This window comes from Bacillus sp. SH7-1 (assembly GCF_008042405.1).
Classification (GTDB): domain Bacteria; phylum Bacillota; class Bacilli; order Bacillales; family Bacillaceae_G; genus Bacillus_A; species Bacillus_A thuringiensis_N.
On the sequence record NZ_QNUD01000015.1, the window covers coordinates 65559 to 77819 of the forward strand.

Here is a 12261-nt window from a genome sequence, read left to right on the forward strand (position 1 = left end):
TGAATACAGGGATCATCTTTTTTATGCAGTTTAACTTTTTTACATGTACTTTGTTAGACTCATACTTTTTATATTTAAAGTGAATTATTTGCAATCACAATTATGCTGTTTAAAATCTATTACCATACGCCCTTGAATTCTACCTTGCTCCATTTCTTCGAATACATTTTGTACTTTATCTAAAGAACAAGTTTGAACAACCGGCACTACTTTCCCTTCTGCCCCGAACATAAATGCCTCCTCTAGATCCTTACGAGTCCCGACTAGAGAACCAACCACTTCAATTCCGTCTAGTACAAGACGCGGAATGTTCAAATCCATAGTTTCTACTGGTAAACCTACTGCAACGACCTTACCACAAGCACGTACTGCGTCAACTGCTGAATTGAAGGCTACTTTTGAAACAGCTGTTACTACAGCAGCATAAGCACCACCAAACTCCTCTTGAATAATCTTATCAGCAGGACCTTGAGAAATTGGATTGATAGTCATATCAGCACCAACCTCTTTTGCTAAGGCTAGTTTATCATCATTAATATCTACTGCAATTACCTTGGCACCAAATACATTTTTAGCATATTGGATAGCTAAGTTACCTAATCCACCACAACCATAGATTATAATAGGTTGACCAGGTTTAATATCTGATACTTTTATTGCTTTATATGTAGTTACGCCCGCACATGTGATTGATGATGCTTGAGCAGGATCTAATCCTTCTGGTACTTTCACCGCATAATCAGCTGTAACAATACATTGCTCAGCCATACCACCATCTACTGAATAACCAGCATTCTTAACTTCACGGCAAAATGTTTCTCTACCAGTCACGCAATATTCACAACGTCCACAAGATTGAAACATCCATGCAATACTTACACGGTCTCCTATCTTTAGTGAAGTAACATCATCAGCGATTTTCGTCACAATACCTACACCCTCATGACCAAGAATACGGCCATCTGTGTTTCCAAAATCATGATTTGCAACGTGTAAATCAGTATGACAAACCCCACAATACTCTACATCTACTAGTGCTTCACCTGAGTGTAACGGACGTAATTCCTTTTCAATAACTTCAATATTTGCTTTACTATTTTTATTAACTACTACTGCTTTCATATGTGATCTCCCCTTTAGTGTTTTAGAATTTTTTATGAGTTCATCTCACAACTTCTATCTTCACTAGTTTGGCTAATCATCGTGCCAAATGTAAGTGTTCAATCATCATTACATGTTTATCATAACATGACACTTCATAAACAAATTGTGAAATTATGAACAATATTTGAATTATTGCATAAGTCGGTTTTTATTTTATATTTTTAAAGATGAGATCCTATCACTGCCTAAAAGTAAGTCACATATTTATACAAGAAAATAAATCAGCAAACTATTTACCAATAAAAAAAGCCCTTCATTTGAAGAGCTTTTTTTATATTCGTTTCATCGAAATTGTTTCACGTATACTTTGTAAATTTTGCAATGTTTCTTCTTGGCGTTGTAACGATAAACCAACGTATAAAGTATCTAACAAACTTAACTGTGCTAATCTTGATGAACTTGCTTCTGTGCGGAATTCTGTCTCACGTGTTGAAGTATAGAGCGTTATATCAGCAAGTTGACTTAATGCCGATTTCTGATAGCTCGTAATCGCAATAATTTTAGCTCCTCTTGCTCTCGCTATTTCTAATGCTTCAAGTAACCCTTTATTGCTACCAGAATGAGAAATGCCGATAACAACTGAATTTTTCGAGAGTAAACCCGCTCCCATAATTTGAAAATGCGAATCAGTATGAGCGATACATGAAATACCCGTTCTCATAAACTTATGATACGCATCCATCGCAATAATACCAGAGCCACCATTTCCATAAAACTCGATTCGATCTGCTTCTTGCAATGCTTTTACAGCTTGCTCTAATGCTGTGTCATTTAACAAATGCAATGTATCTTGCAGTCCTGTAATATGTGAATGAAAAACTTTTTTAGCAACAGTTACCATACTATCTTCTGCTGATACTTCTTCATGAATATTTTGCATCGGTGTATGTACAATTTCACGAGCTAATGTAATCTTTAAATCTTGAAATCCCTGCAAACCAAGGTGTTTACATAAGCGGAATATCGTAGCTTCGGAACTATTCGTAACTTCTGCTAATTCAGTAATAGATTTATGTACAACATCTTGTGGATGTTTCAAAATATGTTCGGCAATACTTCGTAATTTCGGTGACAAACCGTTTAACGAAGCCTGAATCTTTCCAATCCCACTTCTTGTTCCAGGCATAGCATATCTTCCCCTTCCATCATAGCCTTATCCCGTAAAAACCCAATTGATGTGAGCTAATAATTAGCAGGAATAGACCCTCCACTAATTAAAGTTTCACTTTATTGTACCTAATTATTGAAAGAAGAAAAACCTTTATTCAGCTTTACTATAAACTTTTAATTGCTCCTATGTATTCTTTCATAATATGTGACACAATTATTCACACTTATTATTTCTCCCCGTGTTTCACTGCGTACAATGCAGCTTGCGTACGATCATCTACTTCCAATTTAGCTAAAATATTTGAAACATGTGTTTTCACAGTTTGTTCTGTAATATGAAGCTCTGCTGCAATTTCTTTATTACTTCTTCCTTTCGCAATTTCACGAAGTACCTCTTGCTCCCTTTTCGTTAACATGGAAAAAGGGTTTTCTTTTTCTTTCTTAACTGCTGACCGTCCTAATAGTGCTGGTGTTACTTTCGGATGAAAATTCGTATTTCCTTGATGTACTGCAATGATAGAAGCTACAAGTTGTTCAGGTTGTACTTCTTTTAATTGGTAGCCATCTGCTCCAGCTTCTAGTGCTGGTAAAACATAATCTTGCTCTGAAAAACTGCTTAGTATAAGTATCTTTATTGTTTCATCGTATTGTTTTATGTATTTTGTTGCTTCAATACCATCCATCTTCGGCATTGATAGATCCATTAATACTACATCTGGCCTTTCCGTTCGGACAAATGTTAATGCCTCTTGACCATTTTCTGCTTCCCCAACAATTTCAAATTCTTCTCTCGTTTTCAAAAAGAATACAAGTCCTCTTCGAACGATATGATGATCCTCAACTAGTAATAATTTAATCTTCAACCTTCTTCTCCCCTTCAAATTGGCAATTGAATTTCAATTTTCGTACCCTTTTTCAGCTCAGTTTTTATTTGAAATGATCCCCTCATTAACTGAATACGTTCCTTCATACTTTTTAACCCGAGCGCTGACTCTCTTACGCGATCTTGTATAAATCCTATTCCGTTATCCTCTATGTAAAAATACAACTGATTATTTTCTATTTTTAAAAGAACATTTACCTTTTCACACGAAGCATGTTTTTTACAATTATGTATTGCTTCTTGACTGATACGCCATAAAACTTCTTCTATTTCATCTCCAATTGAAACCATTCCCTCAATTCGGACTTCCACATGAACCCCTAACAACTTTCCATAATTTTGAATTGCTTCTGCTAATCCTTTTTCTAATCCTTCCGGTCGTAATTGCCAAATTAAAAGTGTCATCTCTTGTAATGCTTCTTGCGATAAATCTCCAATATAACTTAACATCTCCTGCAATTCTCTATCTTGTGTCATATTTAGTGTCCCTTTTGCTGTTAACATAATAGAAAATAACAATTGTTTTACTGAATCATGCAAATCACGAGCTAATCGATTTCGTTCTGCTACAACTACGTATTTACGTTCTTTTTCCACTAACTGAATACGTTGTATTGTCGTTCCTATTTGAAATGCAATTGATTCTAATAATGCTAATTCTTCCTCTGAAAAATTTGTTTTTTGAGGCGCAGCTACATTTAAGAGACCAAACTTCTCCGACCCAGACCTTAATGGAATTGTCGCATGATGCGTAACATCTTCGGTCTCTCCCCAATTACATTCAATCGCATCCTCTATTCGCTTACATTCAATAATATTAGTCGCTTTTTCCAATCTGCCATTCACAAAACGCTCTACACACCAGCAGTCTCCTTCACACATCGGCTTTTTCTCTTGCCACGTAAGAGCTGGCGGTAATTTTTCGTCTACAAGCATACGGTGCTTTCCACTTTCATCAATAAAAAAGATCCACCCTGTTTGCAAATTCATTACTTGTAACAATGTATGTAACACTTTTTCTAACATGTCCTGTAAGTCTGTTGCTTCATTTAATAATTCAGCAATTGATTTTAATGCTTCTAATCGATGCATCTCTTTTTCTTCAAAGTTCATTTTCATCACCAACTACCATTATAACATTAAGAAATTTCTAAATTCTACAAATAAAGAAAGAACCGAATTCCTTCAGCCCTTTCTTTATATCATTCATTTTATTATTGTTATTCTATACAATGTTGAAAGCAGAATTTTTGTTAACAAACTGTTCTACTTTAGCTGTCCGATAAAGATTGCCCACTGTGGATATGCTGTAAACTTTCAGTAGTAACAACCATATTGGCTGCTGGCATTTGCACTTGATTCTTATGAAACATAGACATTAATTCAAATCTTACTTGTCTAGAAGTTTCAAAATAATCTTCTGGCTTTATCAAACCTGTAATACAAAATTCATATCCAACGTATTTAAGATTCGGATTTAAATCTGTAACACCCACATATTTAAACGGTTCTGCAGCTTCATCATCTACTTTATAAAGACTTGGAGCCAATTTTTCATTACAATTAACACAAACTTCTTCTAACAACCCCTTAACTCTTGTAGGATCTTCCTGATAACTTACCGTAATCCGTTCAATTACTCGCATCCAGCCTTTATTAAAATTTTGAATCGTTCTAATCTCTCCATGTGGTATGGTAAGGAGTTTTCCTGACCATTCACGAATTTGCATAAAACGAATACTAATTTCCTCAATCGTTCCTGAGTTTGTTCCGTTAAAAGTAACAAAATCGCCAACACGAAACTCTTTGTCCGCTAATCTCGCAAAGCCTAATATAACATCTTTTAACATCTGTTGTGCAGCAAAACCGATAACAACCCCCGCTATCCCTGCACCTGCAATGATACTTTTTATATCTACAAATTGGCTAATTAAATATATGATTAGACTGATGATAATGATATATCTAAAAATAGATCGAATCACACTTTGAATCGTTTGCTCTACCTCTTCATCAAAAAAGCTTGATTTCCTAAAAAACCAATCAATAATGCGGTTTATTACAAAAGAAATAATGATCAGCACTAAAGCAAATAGTAAAAATCTTAAAAGCAAAAACTCCCTTACATAATTAAAAAATTCTTCAGTATACGTTAATAAACTCATCTAACCACTTCCTTACTAATTAAAAAATTCATAATCGTCTCAGTTTGTTCTAGAAAAATCTATTATCCTACTCTAAAATGCCGCTACCCTTACTATGTATTTTGACTTTAAACAGTATGTCTAGATGTTCTTTTCCTTTCCCTTTAAATATACCCTTTTTAATAACGTAAGGGGAGCTAATAGTAAAATTTTTTTAAACGTTAAAACTGTATTCAGCTCATTTCGATTTCAACTAACTTATGTATTAAATAAGTACAAAAAAAGAGCTGAATTTATCAGCTCTTTTATTCAATATTAATTGTTTTTTTACTGTTTTTTTCTTCTTTCAATTTTGGCAATTCAATTGTCAACACGCCATCTTTGTAATTCGCTCTAACATTTTCTTCCTCAACTTGTTTAAAACTAAAACGTCGAGTTACAGAACCTATAGAACGTTCTTTACGAATATATGTGCCATTCTCATTTTTTTCTTCTACTTTATTATGGTTAGTTGCTTGAATCGTTAATACATCTTGTTCAAATTCAACTTGAATATTTTCTTTTTGAAAACCTGGTAAATCTGCTTTCACAGTATATTTATCAGATTGTTCATGCACATCTACTTTAAAAGTATCCATGTTCATCGGTTTAAAGAAAGCATCTGTCATCCCCTCTAATAAAGAAGGCCCAAAATCAAAAATACCATTTTGACGTTTTGTTATTTCTGGAAATAAATCACGCATATTTTTTCCTCCTTATTGTTTATGAATGAAAGATTATCTCTTTCTGTCTTTATTATAACATTTGGTCAAAAAAGGTCAAAGATTTTGTTTGACCTTTTTTGATGTATATTTTACCAAATAACACAAATAAGTTATATGTCATCTCTCCCCTTATAAAGAGGAAATATTAACATAATAACGAATAGTTTATTTGCTCTTATTTTTTCTTACGGAGGTTACATACAATGGGATATATTGAAGAACTTAGAAAAGTTGTCGGATCGAGACCACTCAATCTAGCAGGAGTTGCTGTAGCTGTTTTCAATGAACAAGGACAAATATTACTTCAACAAAGGCAAAATGGTATTTTGGGTGTCCCTGGTGGATTCGTTGAACTTGGTGAATCAACAGAAGAAGCTGGGAGATGAGAAGTGCTCGAAGAAACAGGGACTGAAATAGGAACCTTACAGTTAATAAGCGTATTTTCTGGAAAAGAATTTTTTGTAAAATTACCAAACGGGGATGAATTTTATCCTATAACAATCGCATATCTTTGAAAAGATATTAAAGGCGGCTTGCTAAAAGCTGATGGGATCGAATCATTAAGTGTACAATTTTTTAATTTTGATGAGCTACCAGAGAATATTAGCCCATTTATAAAAAAATGAATTGAGCAAAACCTCGTCTCAATTTAAACGTAAAAAGAGACCTTTTTAAAGGCCTCTTTTTTTCACTTCACTTCTGCATGTAGGCATGACTTAAAATGTCCAAGTGCAAATTCATGCCCTTGCGCATTAAAAGATGCAACCGCCTTTTCAAAAACTACAATTTTAAATCCTTTATTATAAGCATCTACCGCTGTATGAAGAACACAAATATCAGTGCAAACACCTACAAGATGAACTTCTTCTATTCCTCTTTCTCGTAACTTCATCTCTAGGTCTGTTCCTGCAAATGCACTATATCGTGTTTTATCCATATAATATACATTCTCTGCATTTTTATATGTTTCGTACACATCTTGTAATTCACCAAACAACTCTCTTCCATTTGTACCGGCTATGTTATGAGGCGGGAATAACTTTGATTCTGGATGATATACATCGTTTTCTTCATGTTTATCGATCGCAAAGACAACGTAATCTCCATTTTCAATATATTGCTTCGTAATATGTACAATTTCCCTCTCAATTTCTTGTCCTGGTTTCCCGCATGTTAAAGCACCTTTTTCAGCTACAAAATCATATGTATAATCAATATTGATAAGAGCTCGTTTCATAACTACTATCTCCCCTTTTCCTGTTTCACAGTAAACAATAGAAAATTTGTTATTACGACATCGTATGTATTATTCGACATTTCAAATGAAATACCTACATTTTTCTTCTGAAACTTACCTTAGTCCGAGTTTATCATATAATAGATAAACAAAGGTAAAACAAATAGCTCCTATTAGCAAGTCATGAATTTGATAATTGAACGTAATTTGAATCACCTCTTGTATCGTAAACCAAAATACTGCCATCATCATACTAATCAAGACGATACGAATATACCGATTCACATCTTCAACCGCTTCCTCTATCATAGAAGTAATAAGTGATTTCTTTCTATTTAATCGTATTTGAAAACGAAACAAGTTATTCGCTATTGCACACTCTAATTCAAACAAAAAAGCACACTACTTTTTTTGAGTAATGTACTTTTTATCCTTATTAAGACGCAGGTTTTGTCTCAAATGTTGCTTGATTAAAACTAATAACCTTTCCTTTCGGGTCATTGTTTTCATACTGAACTGCAGTAATCGTATGACTACCTGTTTCAAGCGTCTTTTCTTTTAATTGTACTGTTGTCTGTGTTGTACTAGTTACTTGATGTTTATCTGCAAACACTCGATCTACAAATACGAATGTTTCTTTATCATTTTGAAAATTAGAAAGCTCTAATTCCACGTGTTGAATTAAAGTATCCTTTTTGATGAATACGGTTGGTATATTACCATTCTCAGAAGTACCATCTGGAGTAATAACTTTCACTTTTCCTTCTCCAATTGGCATTACTCCTTCAGGAAATACAACTATATTCTCATTACTTGCATTTACGACTTGTTCTTCTGGTTTTGATTGTGTCCCCTCTTTTTCCTTTGGAGCACCGCAACCAACTAATAACAATACAGACAATCCAGTGATTATGAATTTTTTCAAAATTCATCCCCCCTGTCATTTGATTATAATTTATTATACAAAAATAACTTTTGAATTTTAAAACTACTTTTAACACTTTCATGAACAATTAGAATCTTGCTCACGATTAATGTATCATACTTTCCTTAATAGAACATTAATTTTTTTTATGAAATAAATAGTAATTCCCTCTTATCTATCATTTTAGCCTAACAGATTAATTACATACCTATCCAAAATAAAAAGACATTGTTTATTCAATGTCTTTTTATTTTCGGCTTTAAAAAACAAATGTTGTAATCTCATCCACTTCTTTTCTCGGAAGTTTCTTCGGCTTATCCTTCGGAAAACCGAGTGAAATAACCATATTTATTTGTTTTTCAGACTCAATTTCTAAATATTGTCGTAGTTCATCTTGAGCTAATAATACCGGTCCTGTCATTGGGCATGTACCAAGCCCCTTCGCATGTGCAGCCAACATTAAGTTTTGTGCCGCTAAACAGCTGCTTTTAATTCCTTCTTCTTCCCAAACTGAATCTGGAACAAAAGCAATTGGATCAAATATCTTTTCACGAAACTTTGATTCATATGGCGTTGCCAAACATACGATTAATACTGGGGCCTCCGAGAAAGCTGTTGCATATGGTCCGAAAGATCGTGTAAGTAATTTCCCTGCTTTCTCTTCTCCGTTTTCTGCCGCTTTTGTCGCAAGTTTATGTAATGCATCCCATGTCATTTGTTCAATTTCTTTAATTTTCTCTCGGTTCATAATGACCAAGAACTCCCAAGTTTGCGAGTTCGTATCACTCGGTGCATAACGAGCACAATCAATAATTTCTTTTATATCACTAGTGGATACTTCTTGCTCTGTGAACTTTCTAACACTTCGTCTACCGTGAATTACTTCTTTAAAATCTTCATAATTCATACATTAAATCCCCTTTTTACAGCGTTTTCAAATCTTGTCCTATCCTTGAATTATATCATGAAAAAAAGCTGGAGGAATACCAGCTTTTTTTCATGATATTAGTTCGTAACTTTAAACAAACGAATACTTTCTTCATATGCAACTTGGAGTTTCTTTGTAATTGGCCCTCTTTCGCCGTTTCCGAACTGCTCGTCACCAATTTGAACGACTGGGAATATTTCAAGTGGTGTCGCTGTGAAGAAGCACTCATCGGCCTCATACACTTCTTGAAGTGAAAATTCTCTTTCTTCTACTTCAATATGTAACTCTTTCGCTAATGTAATAACGTAGTGACGTGTAATGCCGTGTAGAATGAAATTGTCAGCCGGATGTGTAATCAATTTATTATTTTTCACCATAAAGAAATTTGAATGACACCCTTCCGTTACAATTCCATCTCGTACTAATATCGCTTCTTGATAGCCTTGTTCGTTTATTTTATTTTTAATCATAATATTAGGCAGCAGATTTAAAGATTTTATATGACAGAACTTCCAGCGTATATCCTCTTCTACAGTGACTTTTATTCCTCGTTCCATAGCAGCAATTGGTCGTGGAAAAGAAACAATGTTTGCAAAATATGTTGGTTGCATATTTGACTCATATACATGATTACGTGCTTGAGCACCTCTTGATATTTGCAAATATACATTCCCATCTTCTTGAAATTGATTTTTTTCAATCATTTGATATAACTCTTCCACCAACTCTTCCTTAGTAAACGGAGGAATTAGTTTTATTTCTTCCATAGAATGAAAGAATCGTTCTAAATGTAAATCTAATAAATGTGGCTTCCCGTCATATAGTCTGAATACCTCGTATATACCATCACCAAATTGAAAGCCTCTCTCCTCTAATGGAATCATCGGCTGTTCTTCCTTCGTATTTACAATTCTTCCGTTAAATAATATCCAATCTTTATGAGTAGCTTTCATTTATTCCCACTCCTTTATTTCATGATTGTTTTAATTGTACAACTTATCTACACTCAAAAGAAGGAATTTTCTGTATTTTAATAAACAAAAAAATGCATCACCTATTTTAAGTGATGCACTCGTTAATTTACTTACTTTAGAAAATATTTTTCAATATCATCTAACATAAGGTTTGCAGCTACAATACCACCTGCTGTATTCCAAATTACTTCATCTACTTGGAATACTTTATTATCTTTAGAAGCCTTCAGCTGTTTAAATAGTGGATCTTCTGTCCACTCTTTTGCTAACGTGTTTCCTTCATTATTTTTATCTGCATCTTTATCAGATGTGAAATAGAATAAATAATCCCCATCCATATTCGGAATTTGCTCTTTTGTAATTCCTTTTATCGCAAATTCATCTTTATCTTGTAGTGGTGGTCGTTTAAATCCAATATCATTTAATACAACGCCTGAGAATGAATTTTTTTGATAAATACGAACATCACCAGGGACGAAGCGAATAATTGAAACTTTAGAATTAATTTTATCACCTAATTGTCCTTTTATTGCTGCAATACGCTTTTTATAATCATTAAGAGCATTTTGTCCTTCTTTTTCTTTATTTACAGCTTTAGTATAAAGTGTAAAGTTTTCTTTCCAATCACCGCGTAATGTTTCAGCATATACTGTTGGTGCGATTTCTTTTAACTGCTCGTATATTTTTTCGTGACGCATTTTATTTCCGATAATTAAATCCGGCTGAAGCTTCATTACTGCTTCTAAATTAATGTCACGCTCAGTTCCTACTACTTTCGTATCTTTTAACTCTTTTGCTACATGAGGATACCATTCATCACCAGCTCGTGGTTTTGTAGTTCCAACTGGCGTTACTCCAACAGTTAAAAGTGCCTCGGCACCTTCATTTGTTAAAACAACAACTCTTTTTGGCGTACCATTTACTGTCGTTTCACCCATTGCATGTTTTATCGTATATGAATCTTTCGCTTTAGCTGATGTATCATTTTCTTTCTTTTCTTCTTTACTACACCCTGCAATTATGATTGTTAGTAGCATAATGCAAAATATAAGCATATTTTTAGTGCGTGTCATAAGCCCTCCTAGTTGAAATTGATTATCATTTACATTTTAAAGATTAATGTATATCTCATACATTGTCAATAGATATATCAGAAAACTTTTTTAATATATATAATTTAGACCTCATTTTTATTCAAAATATTTTTGTGCTTATTTGCTACTCGCATTTTTTAACTGTAACATATGAAAAACAAGGACATAAGAAAGCAATTGGAATGCCTGTTAATACAAAAAACCGCCTTATGTAAGGCGGTTTCTATCATTTTGCTTTAACCAATTTAAAATAAATATATACGATTGATAGTGAATATAACGTATGCAAAATAAAAGAAATAAAAGGGCTATTCCAGTGATACTATACAGCAAACCGAACTTCAAAAAAATATTTAACAGCGGTGGAAAGTTCGTTATGTTTTGTAATGTAAGTAGCATACAAAACAAAAGGAAAAACACTGGAGCATATTGTAATTCATACGGCTTTCTCTTCTTATTCATTCTTTTTTGAATAAGCATATGGCTTAGCTCCGCTACTAAAAAACACCCTCCAATTAATACAAGACCAGAAGTCATCGTCATACATCCACCTGCCTTATATTTATCCCGCATAACTGCTCATCACTATATTTTCTTCACATATATCCCATCTTCCTCATTAAACCCAAAGCTCTCTATAAATGATTTTGCTTGTTCTGTTAATTCCGTTTGTACTACCTTTATCTCTTTCACATTTCTTTCTTTCATCATTGTTTCAAATGTAAAATACGTATTTGTTCCATAACCGTAACTTTGATAATCAAAGTGAATAATTAGCTGAGATAAAATCGCACTCTCTTCCTGAACACGATAATCTATTACACCAATATATGTATCATCGACTTTCACACAATACTGTACCTGCTTCTCACTTAAACTATGTGAGCGAAACATTTCTTTAACAACGCTTTCATTTTCTAGTGTTACTTTTTCAAACGTAATCATATGTTGTCCATCCTTTTACTATTATTGTATCAATTATACGTCCTATTTATGAAAAAAACCTTAAGACCGTATGCGATCTTAAGGTTTTTCTAA

General features: G+C 33.5%; 14 protein-coding genes and 1 pseudogene. 1 reads left to right on the forward strand and 14 read right to left on the reverse strand.

Going from position 1 to position 12261, the window contains the following annotated elements; translation table 11 throughout:
* Positions 1 to 84: 84 nt before the first annotated feature.
* The 6 genes from adhP to DN390_RS14200 all read right to left on the reverse strand — a co-directional run bounded on the left by adhP (position 85) and on the right by DN390_RS14200 (position 6044).
* The gene (adhP, locus tag DN390_RS14175) at positions 85 to 1122 is read right to left on the reverse strand and encodes an alcohol dehydrogenase AdhP (RefSeq protein ID WP_147807623.1); all 1038 of its coding nucleotides are present in this window, start codon (positions 1120 to 1122) and stop codon (positions 85 to 87) included.
* A gap of 313 nt (positions 1123 to 1435) precedes the next feature.
* Complete coding sequence (locus DN390_RS14180) at positions 1436 to 2290, reverse strand: MurR/RpiR family transcriptional regulator (RefSeq protein WP_097949284.1); 855 nt, start codon at positions 2288 to 2290, stop codon at positions 1436 to 1438.
* Positions 2291 to 2501: 211 nt separating this feature from the next.
* Positions 2502 to 3137, reverse strand: coding sequence for a response regulator (locus tag DN390_RS14185; RefSeq protein WP_147807624.1), 636 nt, complete (start codon positions 3135 to 3137; stop codon positions 2502 to 2504).
* Between the two features lie 14 nt (positions 3138 to 3151).
* Positions 3152 to 4270, reverse strand: a complete 1119-nt coding sequence (gene casK, locus DN390_RS14190; RefSeq protein WP_060630687.1) for a two-component system sensor histidine kinase CasK — start codon at positions 4268 to 4270, stop codon at positions 3152 to 3154.
* Positions 4271 to 4428: 158 nt separating this feature from the next.
* Positions 4429 to 5322 (reverse strand): mechanosensitive ion channel family protein, encoded by an 894-nt coding sequence (locus DN390_RS14195; RefSeq protein WP_060630686.1) that lies wholly within the window; start codon positions 5320 to 5322, stop codon positions 4429 to 4431.
* Positions 5323 to 5606: 284 nt separating this feature from the next.
* A complete protein-coding gene (locus DN390_RS14200; protein WP_147807625.1) occupies positions 5607 to 6044 on the reverse strand; it encodes an Hsp20/alpha crystallin family protein in 438 nt (145 codons plus the stop codon).
* 224 nt (positions 6045 to 6268) lie between these two features.
* Here DN390_RS14200 and DN390_RS14205 point away from each other — a divergent pair.
* Positions 6269 to 6691 (forward strand): annotated as a pseudogene (locus DN390_RS14205) (NUDIX hydrolase).
* 62 nt (positions 6692 to 6753) lie between these two features.
* On the opposite strand, the gene DN390_RS14210 reads toward DN390_RS14205, so the two are convergent.
* From DN390_RS14210 to DN390_RS14245, 8 genes are all read right to left on the reverse strand, one after another.
* A complete protein-coding gene (locus DN390_RS14210; protein ID WP_147807626.1) occupies positions 6754 to 7302 on the reverse strand; it encodes a cysteine hydrolase family protein in 549 nt (182 codons plus the stop codon).
* A 114-nt stretch (positions 7303 to 7416) separates the two neighbouring features.
* Positions 7417 to 7611 (reverse strand): hypothetical protein, encoded by a 195-nt coding sequence (locus DN390_RS14215; RefSeq protein ID WP_147807748.1) that lies wholly within the window; start codon positions 7609 to 7611, stop codon positions 7417 to 7419.
* Positions 7612 to 7738: 127 nt separating this feature from the next.
* On the reverse strand, positions 7739 to 8227 hold the full coding sequence (locus DN390_RS14220; RefSeq protein WP_060630683.1) for a hypothetical protein: 489 nt from the start codon (positions 8225 to 8227) through the stop codon (positions 7739 to 7741).
* A gap of 259 nt (positions 8228 to 8486) precedes the next feature.
* Entirely contained in the window at positions 8487 to 9134 is a 648-nt protein-coding gene (locus DN390_RS14225; protein ID WP_147807627.1) for a nitroreductase family protein, read from the reverse strand.
* Positions 9135 to 9232: 98 nt separating this feature from the next.
* Positions 9233 to 10108 carry a D-amino-acid transaminase gene (gene dat / locus DN390_RS14230; protein ID WP_060630681.1) on the reverse strand — a complete coding sequence of 292 codons (876 nt, stop codon included), beginning with the start codon at positions 10106 to 10108 and terminating at the stop codon, positions 9233 to 9235.
* Between the two features lie 131 nt (positions 10109 to 10239).
* A complete protein-coding gene (locus DN390_RS14235) occupies positions 10240 to 11202 on the reverse strand; it encodes an ABC transporter substrate-binding protein (RefSeq protein ID WP_147807628.1) in 963 nt (320 codons plus the stop codon).
* Positions 11203 to 11430: 228 nt separating this feature from the next.
* Entirely contained in the window at positions 11431 to 11760 is a 330-nt protein-coding gene (locus tag DN390_RS14240; protein WP_147807749.1) for a hypothetical protein, read from the reverse strand.
* A gap of 48 nt (positions 11761 to 11808) precedes the next feature.
* Positions 11809 to 12168 carry a GNAT family N-acetyltransferase gene (locus tag DN390_RS14245; protein ID WP_147807629.1) on the reverse strand — a complete coding sequence of 120 codons (360 nt, stop codon included), beginning with the start codon at positions 12166 to 12168 and terminating at the stop codon, positions 11809 to 11811.
* Between the last annotated feature and the right edge of the window lie 93 nt (positions 12169 to 12261).